The following is an 18,503-nucleotide window of genomic DNA, read 5'->3' on the forward strand; positions in this document are numbered from 1 at the left end:
CTGCAATCGAGCCTGCGGCGGGGATTGAACGCCGGCACAGGACACACGGCTGGGGGCTTCCGATGACTTTGCGCATTACCCCACCCGGCAGCCAGACCTACACCGAGATCCTCAAGTCGACGATGCTGATGGGCGGCGCTTCGCTCGTGAATGTCGCACTCAGCATTATCAGAAACAAGGCGATGGCCGTCCTGCTCGGGCCTGAGGGCATCGGGCTTATGGGCCTTTATAGCTCGATTGTCGATATCGCGCAGTCTATCGCGGGTCTGGGCGTCGGCGGCAGTGGCGTGCGCCAAGTCGCTGAGGCAGCCGGCACCGGCGACTCAGCGAGGATTGCCCAGTCGGCAACCGTGCTGAGACGCATATCGGTGGTGCTGGCGCTGCTTGGGGCGGTTCTTCTCGCCGCATTGGCATATCCTGTCTCAAGTTTCACTTTCGGTGATTTCCAGCACGTCGGCGGCATTGTGCTGCTGTCGCTCGCCGTTTTCTTCCGGCTGGTGTCTGCGGGGCAGAGCGCATTGATTCAGGGCCTGCGCGGCATTGCCGATCTTGCCCGCATCAACGTGCTTGCCGGGCTCATCGGTACGGCCGTGAGTATCCCGCTGATCTACCTGTTCGGGGTCCAGGCGATCGCACCGTCGCTCGTGGTCATTGCAGCTGCCTCGATCCTTCCGACCTGGTGGTACAGCCGGCGGATCTTCCCGCATCCATCCCCAATGCCGGCGCGCCAGTTCAGCCGGGAGGTGTCGGCGCTGCTCCGGCTCGGTTTCGTCTTCATGGCAAGCGGACTTCTGACCTTCGGTGCGGCCTATGCCATCCGCCTCATCGTGCTGAAGGAGGGCGGCGTCATGGCGGCCGGACTGTATCAGGCGGCCTGGGGCCTCGGCGGTCTATACGCCGGTTTCATCCTGCAGGCCATGGGAACGGATTTCTATCCGCGCCTGACCGCAACGATCGACAACAGTGCCGAATGCAATCGGCTGGTCAATGAACAGGCGGAAATCAGCATGCTGCTCGCCGGCCCCGGCCTGCTCGGCACGCTGACGCTCGCGCCGCTGATGATGAGCCTGTTCTATTCGGCTGAATTTCATGGGGCAGTCGAGCTTCTGCGCTGGATCTGCCTCGGAATGATGCTGCGGATCATTGCTTGGCCGATGGGTTTCATCGTCGTGGCGAAGCGTACCCAGGCGATCTTCTTCTGGACGGAGGTTGCGGCGGCAGTCGTGCATGTCGGGCTTGCCTGGCTCTTCGTATCGCTGTTCGGTACGCGCGGCGCCGGCATGGCGTTTTTTGGCCTCTATGTCTGGCACAGCATCCTGATCTATGTGATCGTGCGGAGGCTGACCGGTTTTCGCTGGTCCGCCGCCAATCGCAGACATGCGCTGCTGTTCCTGCCTGCATCGGGACTGGTATTCCTGATGTTCTCGATTTTGCCGCTATGGCCGGCGACGGCGATCGGCTTCGTCGCCGTCGTTCTCTGCGGGCTCTATTCGCTGCGCATGCTGATCGACCTGCTTCCGCCGGAATCCGTGCCGGCAATCATCCGCGGATGGATCACGAAATCAGCATAACGAACAATGCGCGCATCCGAAGATGCGCGCATTGTTCGTTATGCCGATTGTTCAGGCGAGAGCAACATCCCTGGCAGGTTGCACGGCAGCCGCTCCGACGGTCGCTTCCGCAACGGCGGCGCGAAGTGCCTCGACAACCCGGTCCATGTCAGACACCGTCATCTGGGCATAAAGCGGCAGGATGATGGTTTGCTGCTGCGCAGATACGCTTCGCATCAGGCTCGAGGCTGCGCGATAGGAGCTCTCACATGAATAGGCTCCCTCCAGGTGAATGTTCATCACACCACGCCGCGTCGAGATACCCTGATCGAGCAGCGTCTGCATGACGGCCCTCTGGTCGACCGTATCGGGCAATCTCACACAGAAGCTCTGCCAGTTGCTGCGAGCCCAGCGCGGCTCGGCCGGCAGGGAAAGCCCGGTAATCGTCTGCAGACGTTCGCAATATTGCTCGGCAAGCAGCCTGCGCTGGGCAACCAACCCCGGCAGCCGCCGCAATTGCTCGCGTCCGACGGCCGCCTGAAGATCGGTCATCCGGTAATTGAAACCCAACTCGTCATAGTCTTCGAAGATGACCTGCTTCGACCCGTGACGAACGGCATCGGTGACGCTCATGCCGTGCTGGCGCCAGAGCCGGAACTTCCGGTCATATTCGGGATTGGCCGTGGTCAGCATGCCGCCATCGCCCGTGGTGACGACCTTCCTGGGGTGGAAGGAGAAGCACGCAATGTCGCCATGCGCTTTGCCGATCTTTTCCCAACGCCCATCCCACAGGATTTCGCTTCCCGTCGCACAGGCGGCATCCTCGATGACCGGTATCTGATGGCGCTTGCCGATCTCGACGACAGCGCGGAGATCGCAAGGCATGCCGAGTTGATGCACGCAGAGAATTGCCTTGGTGCGGGGCGTGATTGCCCTTTCGATCAGACTGGCGTCGATGTTGTAACCATCGTCTTCGATATCAACGAAAACGGGCACCGCATCGCAGTATCGAACCGCATTTGCCGTCGCGATGAAAGAATGGCTGACCGTCACGACTTCATCACCGGCGGATACGCCGACCGCCTTCAGCGCCAGATGCAACGCAGTTGTGCAGTTGGACATGGCGCAAGCATGCGCGGCGCCCACAAAGGCAGCGAATTCACGCTCGAAAGCCGCGACCTCCGGCCCCTGCGTCACCCATCCCGACAGAATAACGCGGCGCGCAGCCTCAGCCTCTTCCTCCCCGAGGACGGGTTTGGCGACCGGGATTGTCGCCAGTATTGTAGATTGAGATGAACTCATGCTGCCTGCCCCCTGCGTCGGTCTGCATTTGCCACCAGGCAACGAGATCACGAAGTCCTTGCTCCATGGAGATCTCCGCCTTGAAGCCGAGGAGCCGTTCCGCCTTGCTGATATCGGCAAGACGACGAGTCACGCCGTTGACCGTGCGGGCTTCTTTATGCTCCGGCTCAAGTGACGAACCCATAATGTCGCTCAGCATCTTGGCGAGTTGCAGCAGGCTTATTTCCCTGCCGCTCGCGACGTTGAACACTTCGTCCGTGACATCGCTTTTCGCGGCCAAAATGTTAGCGCGGGCGATGTCGCGGGCATCGACGAAGTCCATCGTCTGGCTGCCGTCCCCGTAGACGAGGGGCGGCATTCCCGCCGCCAAACGCTCCATCCAACGGATCAGAACCTCCGTATAGGCGCCGTAGACGTCCATGCGCGGCCCGTAGACGTTGAAATAACGGAGCGCGACATAGCGCAGACCGTACATTTCCGCGAAGCTGCGCATCAGCCCCTCGTTGAATACCTTCGCCGCGCCGTAGATCGTCCGGTTGTTGTAGGGATGATGCTCTTCGGTTGTGGGAAAGCTCTCGGCCAGCCCCAAAACGGAAGCCGAGGAAGCAGCGACCACCTTCGAAACACCGGCCTTGACGGCAGTTTCGAGAACATTGAACGTGCCCTCCGCAAGGACATCAAAAGCCAGTCGTGGCTCTTCCGCGCATTGCGTGATGCGGATGGCGGCCTGATGGAACACGATATCGACGCCTTCGAAGACTTTTGCCAGAAGCGCTCTGTCGCGGATATCTCCCTCGATGATATTAACGCACCCGCTGGCTATTGCCGTACTGAGATTATCCCGGCGTCCGCGCACGAAGTTGTCGAGAATGATGATCTCACGCGGTTTTTCCAATGCAACGAGATCGGCAATATGCGACCCGATCAGGCCGGCTCCGCCGGTAATGAGCACCCGTTGATTTCTCACGATCTTCCTCCATGCGATATATCCAGCACAGGATCAGCCTCCGTGCGCCAGCGTATGAACTTCGCCGGCACGCCGGCGACAACTGAAAACGGCTCGACATCTGAGACGACAACGGCGCCCGCACCGACGATCGCGCCTTTGCCGACGGTCACTCCGGGAAGGATTGTGGCGTTGGTTCCGATGTCGGCCCACGCGCCGATACGGACCGGCTTGATTTCGAGATCCGTGCGGATGATCGGCACATCGACCGGCAGGGCCGTGTGGCTGGAGCCAAGCACCTTGGCGCCAGGTCCCCAGCCGACACAATCCTCGATCACCAGATCGCGCGCGTCGAAATAGGCCATCGGCCCGATCCAGACATTGTCGCCGATCACGCAGGTACCGTCGAAGCGTCCCTGGATATAGGCCTGGGCGCCAATAAACACGCCATTGCCGATTTCGAATGTTTCCGGATGCTTGAAACCGGCACCGCCTGCAACCTGCAATCCTGCGCCGCAACTTCGCGCGATCGCTTGCCAGATGGCTTTTCGCATCAGAGTATCGATGACACCGTCCCCGGCCGCGAATCGACCGTAGAGCTCAATCAGGCCGGCACGCCCATAAGATTGCCTGAGTTCTTCGGCCAACCCAGCCTGGTAGGCCGGGTCCGCCGGCCTTTCATGACGGCCATGGACCGCCTGCACGACCCGGGCCTCGCCGGCACGACTAGCTGACATAGGCGTACTCCAGCGCAGCGGCCACCTGATCGACGTGCCACGCCGGCATCTCGGGATAGATCGGCAGCGAGAGCACCTCCCGTGCGGCGGCTTCCGAGATTGGGAAATCGCCAGCTTGGTACCCAAGGTCGGCATGGGCCTTCTGCAGGTGAACGGGAATCGGATAGTGCAGCCCGGACTGGATGCCCTCCGCGCTCAGCCCGCGCTGAAGCTCGTCGCGATCGCGGCTTCTGATGGCATAGACGTGGTAGACGTGACGCCGGTCGGCGACTTCGACAGGCGTCCTCAAATTCGGCGAACCGCCGAGCAGCAGCGAATAGCGGCGGCCATGGGAGCGCCGCGCTTCGGTCCAGGCTTCGAGGTGCCGGAGCTTGATGCGCAGGATCGCACCTTGAATGGCATCCATGCGGTAGTTGAAGCCCTTCAGCAGATGGTGATAACGCTGTTCCTGACCCCAGTCGCGCAGCATGCGCATCGTCTTGGCCTGATCGTCGCTGTTCGTGACGACGATACCGCCCTCGCCGCAGGCGCCGAGGTTCTTGCCGGGATAGAAGCTGAAGCAGCCGGATGCGCCGATGCTGCCGGCGCGCGCGCCTTTATACTGCGCTCCATGTGCCTGGCAGGCGTCCTCGATGACCGGTATCCGGTGGTGGTCGGCAATCGCTTTGATCGCGTCCATATCGGCCATCTGACCGTAGAGATGGACGGGAATAATGGCCTTGGTTCGGGGAGTGATCTTTGCCTCGAGCTGAGCCGGATCCATCGTCAGCGTCACGGGCTCCACATCGACGAACACCGGTCGTGCACCTGCGTAACAGATCGCCGACACGGTCGCGACGAAGGTAAACGGCACGGTGATGACTTCATCGCCGGGGCCGACACCTGCCGCGAGCAGCGACAGATGCAGGGCGCTCGTCCCGGTGTTGACGGCTATCGCATGTTTGACGTTGCAATAATCCGCGAATTCCTGCTCGAGCCGGGCGACCTCCTCGCCCAGTATGTATTGTCCCGAGCCGAGCACGCCGAGCACGGCGGCGTCGATTTCGCTCTTGATCGATTGATATTGTGCTTTGAGGTCCAGGAACGGGATCATGCAATGCGCCTCGCCTCTTCGAGCTCAATGATGCGACCGCGCTGGGCGAGCGACCGGCTTGCGGATTCAAGGATGCGAACAACGCGCAGCCCGGCTTGGCCATCGGTAATGGGCCGCGAGCTCTGCTCGATGCAATCGACGAACTGATCCAGCTCGCGTTTCAACGCTTCGGTCATATCGAGCTTCGGCGCCCACATGTCGCCGCTGCGGTAGCCGACCATCATCTGATGCACCTTCTCCCCGTAGGCCTGGGAATTCGGGTTCAGCGTGATGCCCTTGTCGTAAACCTTGATCTTTTCGCTGGGCTCCAGATCATCGTAGACGACCATCTTGTTGCTGCCGCCGATCAGCGTGCGGCGCACCTTGACCGGCGCCAGCCAGTTGACGTGGATGTGGGCGATAAGCTTGCTTTCGAAGAAAAGCGTCAGATAGGCGATGTTCTCCGGCTCACCGAGCACGTGGCTCATGCCCGTCGCAGACACAGCCACCGGCCTTTCCTGCACAACATGGTCCAGGATGGACAGGTCGTGCACCGCGAGATCCCAGATAACGCTGACATCGTGCTGGAAGAGCCCCAGATTGACCCGAACCGAGTCGTAGTAATACAAGTCGCCCAAGCCGCTTTCGACCAATTCGCGCATCTTGCGGACGGCGCCGGTGTGAACGAAGGTATGATCCACGGCCAGCACGAGGCGTCTGCGCGCGGCCTCCTCGACCATCCGGGCGGCCTCCTCCGTCGTCGATGCCATCGGCTTTTCGACGAAGACATGCTTTCCGGCCATCATCGCTTGCATTGCGAGCTTGAAATGGGTCGAGACCGGGGTTGCGATGGCGATTGCATCCACTCTCGGATCGCGCAGAACTTCCTCGAAATTGTCGGTGATCGTCACCGCCGGATACCGGCTTTTCACAGCCGCCAGCCGTTCGACGTTGAGATCACAAACTGAAAGGAGCTGCGCGCCGGCCGCTTCAGAGATGTTACGAACCAGGTTCGGGCCCCAATACCCATACCCAACTACAGCAATGCCGATCATCGCATTCCTCCCAACACTTGCATGTCAACTGACCGGTCATGAACGCGACCGGTGATTCTCGCCGGAACGCCGGCAACAATGGCGCCGGCAGGCACATCCTTCGTTACGACAGCGCCGGCGCCGACCTGTGCGGCCTCGCCGATGGTCACGCCGGGCAGAATGGTGGCGTTGCTGCCGATCGATGCGTGGCGCTTGACCAGAGTGGGGATGACGACCCAATCAGCCTCCGTCTGCAGACTGCCGTCCGAATTGACGGCGCGCGGGTAGGTATCATTGGTGAACATGACCCCGTGGCCGATAAAAACGCCGTCCTCCAGCGTCACGCCTTCACAAAGGAAGGAATGGCTGGAGATCTTGCAGTCCTTTCCGACGAGGACGTTTTTCTGGATTTCAACGAAGGTGCCGATGCGCGTTCCCGCGCCTATCGTACAGCCGTAGAGATTCACAAGATCCCGATGGTGGATAACGCAGCCGTCACCCAGGTTGACGTTCGATGCAATCATCCCAACTCGCCCCCTACGCTTCAACAGGCCCTGACGTGGGTGAAACCGGCCATCGCAAGAATGCATCCAAGGTTTCGTTTCGTCAGAGAAAATATTTCCTTCCCTTCAAAAAGAATTGTTTTCTTCATCTGAGTAAAGAAACAAAACGTTGAAGCTCATTCACCTAAAGGCGTATCTGCTTACGAAAATCGGATGACGAGCGCATGCGAACGTCTATGACCATCGACCATCGGCGGCGACAGGTCACGCGCCGAGCGATCCTGATCCTCCACGTCGAGGACGGGCATGGTTTACATGGGTTTAGCGCATTCGACTATATATATATGTAGCAACCTGACGCCCCGCCATACAAATGAATTAGCCGAGATCGATCATTCTCAACTATGTAGCCATTTGTATATTTGCGTGGAACTTATGTGTTGAGATAACCACTATTAATTAGTTTAACATCTTGGAAACTGTGTTAATAGTTTAGCACTTCTGGTTATTAAACTCCCATATTTACAGAGGGGTTTGATATTCGACTTTGAAGTACCGCGTAAAAAAGGCTGGGAGGATAGGGCGTTGGATACAATAAATATAAGCCACAGGCAGGAAAACATATCTCTTCCGTTGGAGATAGACGATGGTTCGACAGCGCTTGCCGGACCGTCAAAGTCAAAGCATTCGCTTGTCATTCTCGATAAAAGGGAACTTGACCGGCACTGCCTTGCGCAATGCATGGCCGCACACACGGCGGATTTCGTAATTCTGGCGTTCGGATCGATTGAGGAGTGGAAGCAAAAGCGTGAAGAATATCCTCCGCTTTCGGCAATCCTCTTGAACGTCGGCGGCAAGACGGTCGACGACCCTGTCGTTTCGGAGCAGATCAAGGCTCTTTCGTCGGAATTCGTATCGACACCGGTCATCATATTGTCCGATAGCGACGACTTCGCCCAGATCGTCAGGGCGATCGATTACGGAGCAAAGGGATACATACCTGCCTCCGTCAGCATTAGCGTCTGCATGGAGCTTGATTGCGCTATCGGTCGCAGGAGGACTTTTCGTGCCCGCAAGCGCGTTGTTCGCCATGCGCCACTTGATGCAGTCGAACAATCCGACAGCGCATCCATTGGCCGGAATATTCACGGATCGCCAGGCCGAAGTCGTCGCGGCACTGCGCCGCGGGAAGGCGAATAAGATCATTGCCTACGAACTGAACCTGCGAGAAAGCACAGTCAAGGTTCATGTTCGCAACATCATGAAAAAGGTCAAGGCAACGAACAGGACGGAGGTCGTGTTCAAGCTTAACGACTTGTTCCAAAATACTATTCCGGCATGAACGTGAATACGTGCTGGCCGGAGCATTCCTGGAACCACGTTTCTTTGCTCAAATCACCCGGTGGCGCAAATGCGTCACCGGGTTTTTTGAGGGCGCCCTATTACGCTTCCTGCGATCTTGGCGTGAGCAACGATCGAGCGCTCGACATGGGCGGCTGTTTCGGCACTTGCGGATGAACTAACCCGGCCCGGTCTGCCTGTTCATGCTGCAACTCTTCGCCGCATCGAATTCAAGGCGTACCAGCACTTTGGACCGATCGTTTGCTTGCAGACCAATTTGATCCAGGGCAACGAATTTCGCACATCAGGGGAAACCTCCAATGCAAAACGCTGAATAGCCACGGCCGTCGCAACGTCGAAATTGTTGAATGCGATGCCAGCCTGTCGAAGCGCCTGTTTTCCGAGATCTCTGGCAAGAAAGCGTCGTAATATCTCATCTTTTCTGAGGCTATCGGCCGCTTGGCTAAATAGCATATCAAAGGCCTTTTTTCTTTGCACAAGGTCGGAGAGAATATTTTCTCCATAGTATTGCAGCGACATATTCGAGGAATGTTGGCGATATACTGCTTGATCAGCATTGATGAACCCTACGCCGGCATGTGATGCGAGCCGCAGCCACATTTCCATATCGCCGGCATGCGGCAGTTCCTTCAGGTACCCGCCGACCTGCTTTTGCAGCGCCGTCCTCACGACAGCGGTCGCCGTTGGAACGAGATTGCGTGCTCCACTCAACTGCATGAATTGCCGACCGGACAAGATCTGCATGGCGTGCACGTAATTTTCGCCGAGAGGATCAGCGCGTTTGCTCATGGTCCCGTCTGGCTCCGCTATGATCGCGTTCCCGAACACCAACCCCACATCCGGATAATTGCGCATCAGTTCCGCTGCACGGTGCAGCGCGCCTGGCAGAAGATAGTCATCCGCAGAAAGAAGCAGGAACAAGTCACCGCCTGCCCAATCGATCCCCTCATTGTAGGTGGCGATGTGCCGCATGTTTGCCGCGTGCCGCCGATAAGTGACCCGCGTGTCACGGGCTGCCAGGGCCATTCCGACTTCCGGCGTATTGTCCGGCGAGCAATCATCGAGAATAAGCACGCGCACATCGACTCCCGCCTGCGAAAGGACGCTTTCAACGCATTCCTGTAAGAAATGGGCGTAGTTATAGCAGGGAATTACTACATCAACACGTTGCAAACTTCTTCCTCCGTGCGCACAGCGTCACCGTTGGTTTGACAGATCTTCCGGACGCGGCATCGTTTCGGTGTATGCATTGTCTGTTTTCTGATTCATTCTCGCAGATGTCGAGAGACGCTTTCGCCTGGCTGATTTCGTGCGCGACCAGACAGTCCCCAACAGGGCGGACCGCGCAGGAAGACAAGAGATTGGGCCCCGGCAAGACTTTCAGTACTCATGTTTTGGGCCGAGATAAGAGTAGGGGAAAGCCTTGACAGCGCATATTGGCCGACCAGCTTTGCTACCGAGCGCCGTCTGAGCGGAAAGCCGAAATCCTGCCAGATGCGCCAGCGGTCCCGAGCCGGGAGAGACTTGAACCAGTAGTACGGCTGGTCGGTGAACGCGAGGGTCTTGCTGCCCGCAGGGGCAGGTTCCCCCATTCGCTTGTAGTCGGTTTCCCAAGTCGTGCGGTAGCATACCGTCGCGGTCGGCTCATGAGAGCACGACAGCCGGGAACTCCGGATCGAACTCCAATAGACGGAATCTCCGACTGGATAGAGTTCCCTCGGCATGTGAGCCCAGCGCGCAATGATTGGCAGGGCCGGTCGCGTGAGAAATAAGCAGTTCGTATCCACATGCGTACGGCCGTCGCTCTTTGAGTCGTCGAACATGTAGCTGCCGTCCGCGCGGTGCATCGAACGTCTCGATGTGCAAACCGCAGCACCAGTCCGGCGGTGAAGTTCGAGCAGGCGCTGAATGTGGTCGGGTCTGTACCAGTTGTCCGCATCGAGAAAGGCCACCGCGTCATAGCCCTGGACAAAGGCGCTAAGGCTGCCGATCACACGACCCATGTTGCCCGCGTCGCCGTGAGCGTTCGGCAGGATGAAATGTTTTGCGTGCCAGCCACCGACGACAGCGTTCGGAAACCCGTCGGCAACAAAAACCTGGTCGCATGCAACGGTTTGGTCGAGAACGCTCGCCCGGCATTGCTCAAGGAGCTCGTTCGGCTCCTTGTAGTATGGCGTAATAACGGCAACGCGCATGCTTCATGTCCTCATTGTTGTTTTTGCAGCGATCGGCACGTCCGGCGATCGCCGCTCTTTTTGCAAACTGCGATTTGGGGCTCGGTTCATTGAAGAAACCGAGCCTTGATTTTGGCTTTGCCGTTCTCACGTTCCGAGAGGCGCAGCTTGCGGAGCGGGAAGTCCGACGGCCGGGGTAGGTAGATAGGTGTTCGCCGTTCGCGAAGACCGGACGCCAGGCACGCTCTTGACTCCGCCTGAAAGCTTCCACTCGAAATACGCGATCGTTTTCTCGAGCCCCTCTCGCAGGTTCACCGTCGGCTGCCAGCCCAGGTCCTGCTTTGCGCGACTGATGTCGGGCTTGCGCTGCGTCGGATCGTCAATCGGCAGAGGATTGTAAACGATGCCTGATTTCGATCCCGTCATCTCGATGACCATTTCGGCCAGTTCCCGGACCTGGAATTCTCCCGGATTACCGAGATTGATCGGACCCGTAACGCCGGCCGGCGCACCCATCAGGCGAATGAAGCCCTCGATCAGATCGTCCACATAGCAGAAGGAGCGCGTCTGTGTGCCGTTGCCGAAGATGGTGATCGGTTGGTTTTGAAGAGCCTGAACGATGAAGTTCGAGACGACGCGGCCGTCATTGGTCTGCATGCGCGGCCCATAGGTATTGAAGATCCGCGCCACCCGGATTTCCACACCGTATTGACGATGATAGTCGAAGAACAATGTTTCGGCGCACCGCTTGCCTTCGTCATAACATGCCCGCGGGCCGATCGGATTGACGCTGCCTCGATACTCCTCGGGTTGAGGGTGGACGGCCGGATCACCATAAACTTCGCTGGTGGAGGCCTGGAAGATCTTCGCCTTGGTGCGTTTTGCCAAGCCGAGCATGTTGATGGCGCCGTGCACATTGGTCTTCACCGTCTGCACGGGGTCGTGCTGATAGTGGACAGGAGAGGCCGGGCAGGCGAGGTTGTAGATCTCGTCGACCTCGACATAAAGCGGGAAGGTAATGTCGTGGCGAAGAATCTCAAAGCGTGGATCGTCGAGAAGGTGCAGCACGTTGTCGCGCGAACCGGTATAGTAATTGTCCACGCAGAGGACGTCGTTACCCTCTCGCAAAAGCCTTTCGCACAGGAATGATCCCAGAAACCCGGTGCCGCCGGTAACCATAATTCTCTTGTGTCCGTGCATTGATGTGCTCCGTTGTTGATGCTTGCCTCGTGGAAGTGGTCAGCAGGCTCCCCTGCGCTTGAAGACAGCGGGGATTGTGCCGAGAAGAATTTGGCAGTCGAACCAGAGGGACCGGTTGTCGATGTAGAACTCGTCGAGTTGCTGCTGCAGCTCGATATCCGCATCGCTTCGTTCGGATATTTGCCAAAGGCCTGTGAGCCCCGGCGTGACGGAACGGCGCTTGTCCCGAAATTCGCCGTCCATCGCCGAAAGATGATACTCCGGGAACGGCCGTGGTCCGACAAAGGCCATCTCGCCCGCAATGATGTTCGCCAATTGCGGGAGCTCGTCGATGCTCGATGAGCGCAGCATATGTCCTATCACCGGAAGGATGCGCGGATCGTCCTTAAGCTTGAAATGGCTCAGCCACTCGGCGCGCATGGCAGGGTTGTCTCGGAATAGTGCTTCAAGGCGCTGTTCTGCATCTTGGTACATGGTCCGTAATTTCAGGACGTGCACCGGCCTGCCGGACCGTCCTTCCCTGGCATGCCGAAAGAAGACAGGACCTGGATCGATGGCGTAGATTGCGGCCGCTGCAATCGCGATGAACGGCGCGACCACGATCGTTGCAGGGATGGCGATTGCGAGATCGAGGATCCGGCGAATTGGATCCGAGTTGATCGAGCTCCCCCGGTGGTGAGGCGAATGCCGATCTCTCCGCCGATATCGGCAGGTCGCAACCCACTGACCTTGAGGCTCGGTGTGTCGGACAGCAAAAGGACTTCGGCGAACTTCCCACGCAGCGCCGGCAAGCCGGACACAAGCGAGCCCCTGTCGCCCGCGATCAAAGCAATGGATGGCCCACCACCCGGCATTGCGTCCAAAGTATCGGGGAAAAGGGCTCCGGCCTGATGCCATACTGCCAGTGGTCGGTGAAATGTGCCACGAGCGCGGGAGCGAGGTTGCGCCCCCTATGACAACCGCACGCTCCCCCCAAATTCCAAGTCTCCAGCAAAGACCTCGTGCAAGCCAATGCAGAAATGGCTGAACAATCAACCCGAGACCGAGGAATACAATAATGGCAAACAGCAGCCGTCCCCCTTCCGGCAGGATAATTGCTCCGAATGCCGCCAGGACAGCCACCTTGACGGCAGCCAAAGTGCGTCGCCGCAGATGTTCGTGGTCATGCAGCCGATATCCGGGATAGAGGCCGGCCGATGCGTAAAGCACAATCGCAGCCAGTGCGGCGACCGTGAACGCGCGTTCCACGAACGTGCCATCCGAACCACTGGGAAGAAAGGACAGGAGAAGGAAATAGGCAAGCAAATAGCTGGCGGTGTCGCCGGCGACCAGCAAGGACGACGTTGCAACCCGTGGAAGCCGGCGCCGTAGCGCGACGGGCATATTCAGCCCTGCCGGTACAAAGGCATCGGCGGTCTTGGCTGCTATGGGCGGCACGGACCCTGCCGGAATCGCCCGCGATGTCATGTCATTTGATGTGGATGCCTTCGACGGACCCGGTGTCATCGCTGACGGCACAAATATGGACATGACGCTTTACCCCCTACTGCATTTGTCCCGACACGCCCGATCCAGAAATGGCGTCTTCAATCGGAAACTGCCGAAGTCCCAGTCTCTGGAATGCTGACAGTGAGATGAAAGTCGGCACGACGAGCGCATAGCGCCGCCACAGCCGCCGCGGCTCGCACAGAAGACGAAACGCCCATTCGAAGCCGCTTCTTTGAATGAACCTCGGAGCCTGCCGCTTGAGGCCAGCATGGAAATCGAACGCAGCTCCGACACCGATAAGCATCGATGCTTCCAGACGGTCGCGCATGTGCGCCATCCAGAGTTCCTGCTTGGGACTGCTCAGCCCGACCCAGATAATATCGGCGCCCGACCGATTGAGCTTGTCAGCAATATCTGCTTCCTCCTGCGTCGACAGTTTGCGAAAAGGCGGCGCATAGGAGCCGACGATCTGCGCTTGCGGAAATTTTGCGAGAAGGCGCGCCTGCAGTTGTTCGAGCGTTTCGGCCGTCGCGCCATAGAGGAAATGGCGCAAGCCCTTGGCGCTGCCGGCATCGAAAACGGATAGCATGAGATCAGGTCCATAGACTCTGCCGCTTTCCGCATGCCCAGCCTTCCTCAGCGCCCAAACAAGCGGCATGCCGTCAGGGGTTACGAGGAACGCCCGGTTATGGATCGACCGGAGCTCGGGATCATCCTGACATCGGACGATGCCGTGTGCGTCACGAACGCAGACATATTCCTTCCTGCCGTCTTCGATCGCTTTTTGAATAAACTCAGTCGCGCTTTTGAGATTGACTGCCGAAACGCGAACGCCAAGGACATTCGTCCATCCTAAAGATCCCTCCGGATGAAGAACTGAAGTTGGGCTGCTGCCTACTGCTTGTTTTCTCATGACCTGCGCTTTCGCGACTGAAACTGTCATCAGAATATCCCGGCAGGCCGATTGCCTCCATACTTGCAGCTCCAGCTATTGGACGTAGAAGAGACTTCATCTTTACGTCTTACGCCGGGATGACGTACGATATTCGAAGTAAGTCCATGTACCCCATGGCTTGCCATGTTGCTCTTTTTGATGACCGCAGGGGGCGCACAGCATAGTCGCCCTCGCGCACACAAAGCCGCGGAGGATCGCGTTCTATCTTTATGAGCAGAATGAAGACCCGCCCGCGAATTGAAGGTTGGACCGAAAGCTCATCGCAGGACCTGGTAAAGAGCATGCCAGAGAAGAACCCGGGCCTACGAGCTGGCAATGCCATAATTTTTGTGGCGCAGATCGAACATGCCGGCAAATGCCGACGCTGGTTCGCAGAAGCCTAGCAGGCTCGCGAGCGGATTTGACTGCGGCTTACCTTGACGCGATCGATTGTTCCACGGATCGGCGGCCTTCTGCCGGCTCTGTTGCCGCAGAACACCGCTCGTCGCGGCGCCCTTTGTCATTCCGCCGGCGCGACCACGCTTCCGATGTCCGCCCCAGCCTTCTGAAGATCCCTGAGGCTGCCAAATTCTCCCGAACGCATGATGCTCGGATCTATTCGGAAGCTCTGGCTGTTCAAGTTGCCGCTGTAGCGGTTGCGCGCGAATTGCACAAATCCAAGCCCAAGATCGGGAGCGTTGACATACGCGACAATGCCGCTGTCGCTATCAACCGATACAACATTCTCCTCGATACGATTAGGGCGTGCCCATGTCGGACGCCAACCCCTGCCGGTACCGTCATCAACCCGAAAAGCCGCTCCCGATCCGTGCGTGATGACGTTTCCCGTTACCAGGTTGCTCCAACCGCCGTTGATACCGATCGCCGCGACATTGCCCGAGAGGGTATTTCCCTCGATGCGCAGCCCGCTCGCCTTCCCATCCGTATAGATCGCCCAGCTGATAGGAGACGGCCATTCCCTGGTGTTCTCATATCCGGGAGGCCAGAACGTCCCATCGGCCCTGTTCATGAGATGACCGGTCCCGGTCACGAGATTGGAGCGGATGGTGCTGTTCAGAGGATCGCCCTGCTCGCCCATCATCTTGATGGCGCCGCCATCTGCCGTCTGCTGATTGGCATTATGGATCACATTGTGCTCGATGACAGCGTTATAGACGGCGTCATTGGAACCCCACAGCGATCCGCCGGCAATTCCGAACTGCGCCGTGTTTTCGATCAGGTTGTCGGCGATCCTGACATTATCAGCCGCCTGGAACCATATTCCCGCGGTTTCAATATATACCGTTCCAATATCATGAATGTGGTTTGAAAGGATCCTGGCGCCGTTCGACTTGCCGAACGTGCCATAATTGGTGCCGACGTAGATCCCGTTGCCAGCCACATCTGCAATCACATTGGCGGCAATCAACGCATCCTTACTTTCCGTCACATGCACCCCGACGCCGACATTCTCGATGCTGTTGCCGAGAATCCTGACGCCGTCAGAGTGTTCGATCCGTATGGCGCCAAATCCTCTGGTTTCCGTATAGAACTTGCCGCTGCCTGCAGGAGCTCCATCTCTAAACTCTAGCCCTGATACGACCATCCCATTGGCCCCATCCAACTTGAAGAACGTCGGCAGAATGCCAGCAACAACCATGGAATTGGGCAATGATTGATCGACGGGGATATAATGAAGCTGGCCCGCGACAAGGTCGTACCACCACTCTCCGGGAGCATCGAGCAATGCCTTTGCTCCGGCAAGGAAATAGCGGCTCCCTTCTGCAGTAAAGAAATAGCCTGTGCCTTCCGTATAGACAGTCCGGCTGGCGCCATTGATGGATACAACTGGAAGCGTATCATTGCCCCACTGGCTTCCGGGGCGATACCCGCCAACGATGTCTGCGACCAGTCCACTTGTATCATCCACTGCCGGAAGATCGCCGGCATGGAAACAGAAGCGCGTGTTTGCTTCCGACACGTCGATGGCAGGCTCGCACTTTGCGGCAAACAACCATCCCTTGCGCGGATCGCCATCGTCGGGGGCGTTGGGGAATCGCGCCTTGGTTTGGCGTATCCCGTCGACGAAAAGGTCACCGACCGCTTCATCCGGTGGCAATTTCAGTGGCGCCGTCCACCCGCCATCCGCCTGCTGCGCAAAGTTGTCAACGCGCAGCCCCCCATGCAAAATCGGCGCTTCATCGCATCTTGCCGTCAGGATCAAGCCCGCATCGCGAGTGTCAAAGACGATCGGCTGCGTAAGATAGTAATCGCCTTTAGCGAGCGCGATGGTGTTGGTGCCGCCCTTCTCACGGGCAGCATCACGAGCTCTTTCGATGCTGGCAAAAGGGCCGTCGCCACCCTGCTGATTTGCGGTCGGAAGGAGACCGCTCCAGCTGTCTTTGCCATCGGGAGAAACGTAAAATAGCGTTCGCCCCCCGGTGCTGCTGCTCAATACATCACTTAAGGAAGTCCCATTCAACTTGGCTGACATCGTCGGGGAAGCTTCCGCACAAGTCGCCTCCCTGACGAGCATCTGCAGGCGCTCTGGCGCATCTATCTCCGTCTCGACTGGAGCCGGATTGCTGGACCGCGGAAAGAGCATGACAGGTAAAATGCTCAGGATCAGTCCAAAACGCCGGTTCATGATGTCTGCAACCCGCTCGTAAGGCCGCGCGCGGGCGCCTGCCAAGGTGGCGAATGGCTGACCGAAACGACGGGCGCGTACAGCGAAAACATGATGATGGCTGTGGTAAACAGGATGAAGATGGCGTCATTCTGAACGAAAAAAATACTTTCTGTCAGGTTCATCACCAAAATCATGATCGTCAGGACATTGAGCCAGAGCCACCCGTACTGCGGATCATGACATTGAAGAAACCCACCCTGGCGGATTGCATAGGGAACCATCAGAACAAACGGAATCATTCCCATGATCCCAAAGCTCATCAAGATATCGCGGTATCCATTATGCGCGTGGGGCGCCGGCCAGCCGATCTTCAACCAGATATGCGTCGCTTCGGGGTTCGCGACTGTCCAGAAAGCCTGGTAGCCGTAGCCAAGCAACCAACGATCGGATATTTCGCGATCAACCAGCTCCCACAGTGGCACCCGACCCGTCAAGGTCGCATCCTTGCCGAGCGCTTCAAGGGCCGGAACCAGGAACTCGTGCAGCGAAATCAGAATGCCGAGAGACAGCTGAACGAAAAACAGGACGATGACGACGCGGCCAATGCTGCTGCTTCTTTGCAGCAGGGAATAAAAGCCGATCAGGCAAAACGCCACTGACGTTGCAATAATCGCTGTCATCGATCCGGAGCTTGCAAGGCAAATCACACCCGCCGCCAACAAGACGAATGCGGTTCGCCGCAGGCGGAACGTCCCGTCGATCAGCATGGCCGTCGCCACCAGGATCATCAACGACGCGTACCAGCCGAGCACGTTCTTGTGAATGAAGACGCCCCGCATGGCACCATCCGGCATACTGGCGAGGCTTGGTGACACCACGGCGACAACCACACTGAGGGTGATACAGGCTCCAAGCGTTACAAATACCAGGAACAGCAACTGCCTTGGCGTGAAACGTATCGCGAGGACATAGGAAAGAAGCACGCAAAACAAAAGGCCGATTGCGCGCCTCAAGGTCGTTGGCGGTGATATGGACCACAGGGTAGACAAAAACGGCAAGGCAAGCATCAGGGGAACAATCAGATTTCGCCTGAGCGCCGTTAGAAACTGCGGAAAATTGCGTAGCAGGATCACGGCTGTAAATGCATATATAGGAAGGCAAGGAAGACGCAGCATGGATTTGGCAGATTCACTGAGCGTTCCGTCCGCATCTGAAAGGACAAGCGGCAGAAAGGCGCCTGCCTGAAGAAATAGAGATATGCCGGCGCCCCAGCATTCTATGACCCGCCAACTGATGGTTGGTCCGCTGGCAGTTCTAAGTCTATCTACTCTCATTATCCGTCCCGACTGAATTGAACAGACAAGCGACTGTCGATCGCGGCAGATCAAAAACAGCTGTCGGCCTTCGTGGCCGCGCTGCTCTCAAGCAATCATCCAGCCACATCCGCGGTCAACCTGTCCTAGTGAAGGGCCGGCTACGCCTAATGCACCCTGCCTCCACCCAAAGGCGATGTTGCGCCTAAGCTTTCAGCCGGTCTTTACCCAAAAGGCGGGTCTTCATGTCCGCGAATTG

14 protein-coding genes and 2 pseudogenes are annotated in these 18,503 nt (G+C 58.0%); 2 read left to right on the plus strand and 14 right to left on the minus strand.

All coding sequences use genetic code 11. The features are described 5' to 3' along the window. Positions 1 to 62 precede the first annotated feature (62 nt). Entirely contained in the window at positions 63 to 1,571 is a 1,509-nt protein-coding gene (locus MF410_RS24000; protein WP_097627776.1) for an O-antigen translocase, read from the plus strand. Between the two features lie 51 nt (positions 1,572 to 1,622). On the opposite strand, the gene MF410_RS24005 is transcribed toward MF410_RS24000, so the two are convergent. The 6 genes from MF410_RS24005 to MF410_RS24030 are packed head-to-tail and all read right to left on the minus strand — an operon-like array spanning position 1,623 to position 7,165. Then, the gene (locus MF410_RS24005) at positions 1,623 to 2,852 is read right to left on the minus strand and encodes a DegT/DnrJ/EryC1/StrS family aminotransferase (protein WP_097627777.1); all 1,230 of its coding nucleotides are present in this window, start codon (positions 2,850 to 2,852) and stop codon (positions 1,623 to 1,625) included. Next, on the minus strand, positions 2,779 to 3,819 hold the full coding sequence (locus tag MF410_RS24010; protein ID WP_239620466.1) for an NAD-dependent epimerase/dehydratase family protein: 1,041 nt from the start codon (positions 3,817 to 3,819) through the stop codon (positions 2,779 to 2,781). The genes MF410_RS24005 and MF410_RS24010 overlap by 74 nt, the downstream gene beginning before the upstream one ends. Next, positions 3,816 to 4,535, minus strand: coding sequence for an acyltransferase (locus tag MF410_RS24015; RefSeq protein WP_097627779.1), 720 nt, complete (start codon positions 4,533 to 4,535; stop codon positions 3,816 to 3,818). Before MF410_RS24015 ends, MF410_RS24010 begins: the two co-directional genes overlap by 4 nt. After that, positions 4,525 to 5,628, minus strand: a complete 1,104-nt coding sequence (locus MF410_RS24020) for a DegT/DnrJ/EryC1/StrS family aminotransferase (RefSeq protein ID WP_097627780.1) — start codon at positions 5,626 to 5,628, stop codon at positions 4,525 to 4,527. The genes MF410_RS24015 and MF410_RS24020 overlap by 11 nt, the downstream gene beginning before the upstream one ends. Beyond that, a complete protein-coding gene (locus MF410_RS24025; RefSeq protein ID WP_097627781.1) occupies positions 5,625 to 6,662 on the minus strand; it encodes a Gfo/Idh/MocA family oxidoreductase in 1,038 nt (345 codons plus the stop codon). Before MF410_RS24025 ends, MF410_RS24020 begins: the two co-directional genes overlap by 4 nt. Continuing rightward, positions 6,659 to 7,165, minus strand: coding sequence for an acyltransferase (locus MF410_RS24030; RefSeq protein WP_097627782.1), 507 nt, complete (start codon positions 7,163 to 7,165; stop codon positions 6,659 to 6,661). The genes MF410_RS24025 and MF410_RS24030 overlap by 4 nt, the downstream gene beginning before the upstream one ends. 564 nt (positions 7,166 to 7,729) lie before the next feature. Here MF410_RS24030 and MF410_RS24035 point away from each other — a divergent pair. After that, positions 7,730 to 8,486 (plus strand): annotated as a pseudogene (locus MF410_RS24035) (response regulator transcription factor). A gap of 200 nt (positions 8,487 to 8,686) precedes the next feature. Here the strand turns inward: MF410_RS24035 and MF410_RS24040 are convergent. The 8 genes and pseudogenes from MF410_RS24040 to MF410_RS24075 form a co-directional block, all read right to left on the minus strand. After that, a complete protein-coding gene (locus tag MF410_RS24040) occupies positions 8,687 to 9,679 on the minus strand; it encodes a glycosyltransferase family 2 protein (protein WP_097627784.1) in 993 nt (330 codons plus the stop codon). Between the two features lie 92 nt (positions 9,680 to 9,771). Next, positions 9,772 to 10,701: a glycosyltransferase family 2 protein gene (locus MF410_RS24045; protein ID WP_239620467.1), complete on the minus strand. Its 930-nt coding sequence runs from the start codon at positions 10,699 to 10,701 to the stop codon at positions 9,772 to 9,774. A 126-nt stretch (positions 10,702 to 10,827) separates the two neighbouring features. Continuing rightward, positions 10,828 to 11,880 carry a UDP-glucuronic acid decarboxylase family protein gene (locus tag MF410_RS24050; RefSeq protein WP_097627786.1) on the minus strand — a complete coding sequence of 351 codons (1,053 nt, stop codon included), beginning with the start codon at positions 11,878 to 11,880 and terminating at the stop codon, positions 10,828 to 10,830. Between the two features lie 39 nt (positions 11,881 to 11,919). After that, positions 11,920 to 13,410: pseudogene (locus MF410_RS24055) on the minus strand (sugar transferase). A 13-nt stretch (positions 13,411 to 13,423) separates the two neighbouring features. Next, positions 13,424 to 14,281, minus strand: coding sequence for a WecB/TagA/CpsF family glycosyltransferase (locus tag MF410_RS24060; protein WP_097627955.1), 858 nt, complete (start codon positions 14,279 to 14,281; stop codon positions 13,424 to 13,426). Between the two features lie 344 nt (positions 14,282 to 14,625). Continuing rightward, a complete protein-coding gene (locus MF410_RS24065; RefSeq protein ID WP_097627788.1) occupies positions 14,626 to 14,826 on the minus strand; it encodes a hypothetical protein in 201 nt (66 codons plus the stop codon). Then, the gene (locus tag MF410_RS24070; RefSeq protein ID WP_097627789.1) at positions 14,823 to 16,949 is read right to left on the minus strand and encodes a right-handed parallel beta-helix repeat-containing protein; all 2,127 of its coding nucleotides are present in this window, start codon (positions 16,947 to 16,949) and stop codon (positions 14,823 to 14,825) included. The genes MF410_RS24065 and MF410_RS24070 overlap by 4 nt, the downstream gene beginning before the upstream one ends. Beyond that, positions 16,946 to 18,265 carry an O-antigen ligase family protein gene (locus MF410_RS24075; protein ID WP_097627790.1) on the minus strand — a complete coding sequence of 440 codons (1,320 nt, stop codon included), beginning with the start codon at positions 18,263 to 18,265 and terminating at the stop codon, positions 16,946 to 16,948. Before MF410_RS24075 ends, MF410_RS24070 begins: the two co-directional genes overlap by 4 nt. Between the last annotated feature and the right edge of the window lie 238 nt (positions 18,266 to 18,503).

It is taken from the genome of Rhizobium sp. C104 (assembly GCF_022354505.1).
Lineage (GTDB): Bacteria > Pseudomonadota > Alphaproteobacteria > Rhizobiales > Rhizobiaceae > Rhizobium > Rhizobium redzepovicii.

Excerpts from the sequence above, each read along its gene's own strand:
- MF410_RS24060 (WP_097627955.1), bottom strand. The coding sequence starts at position 14,281 with ATGAGAAAACAAGCAGTAGGCAGCAGCCCAACTTCAGTTCTTCATCCG.
- MF410_RS24005 (WP_097627777.1), bottom strand. The coding sequence starts at position 2,852 with ATGAGTTCATCTCAATCTACAATACTGGCGACAATCCCGGTCGCCAAA.
- MF410_RS24015 (WP_097627779.1), bottom strand. The coding sequence starts at position 4,535 with ATGTCAGCTAGTCGTGCCGGCGAGGCCCGGGTCGTGCAGGCGGTCCAT.
- MF410_RS24000 (WP_097627776.1), top strand. The coding sequence starts at position 63 with ATGACTTTGCGCATTACCCCACCCGGCAGCCAGACCTACACCGAGATC.
- MF410_RS24075 (WP_097627790.1), bottom strand. The coding sequence starts at position 18,265 with ATGAGAGTAGATAGACTTAGAACTGCCAGCGGACCAACCATCAGTTGG.
- MF410_RS24065 (WP_097627788.1), bottom strand. The coding sequence starts at position 14,826 with ATGACAAAGGGCGCCGCGACGAGCGGTGTTCTGCGGCAACAGAGCCGG.
- MF410_RS24050 (WP_097627786.1), bottom strand. The coding sequence starts at position 11,880 with ATGCACGGACACAAGAGAATTATGGTTACCGGCGGCACCGGGTTTCTG.
- MF410_RS24070 (WP_097627789.1), bottom strand. The coding sequence starts at position 16,949 with ATGAACCGGCGTTTTGGACTGATCCTGAGCATTTTACCTGTCATGCTC.
- MF410_RS24030 (WP_097627782.1), bottom strand. The coding sequence starts at position 7,165 with ATGATTGCATCGAACGTCAACCTGGGTGACGGCTGCGTTATCCACCAT.
- MF410_RS24025 (WP_097627781.1), bottom strand. The coding sequence starts at position 6,662 with ATGATCGGCATTGCTGTAGTTGGGTATGGGTATTGGGGCCCGAACCTG.
- MF410_RS24020 (WP_097627780.1), bottom strand. The coding sequence starts at position 5,628 with ATGATCCCGTTCCTGGACCTCAAAGCACAATATCAATCGATCAAGAGC.
- MF410_RS24045 (WP_239620467.1), bottom strand. The coding sequence starts at position 10,701 with ATGCGCGTTGCCGTTATTACGCCATACTACAAGGAGCCGAACGAGCTC.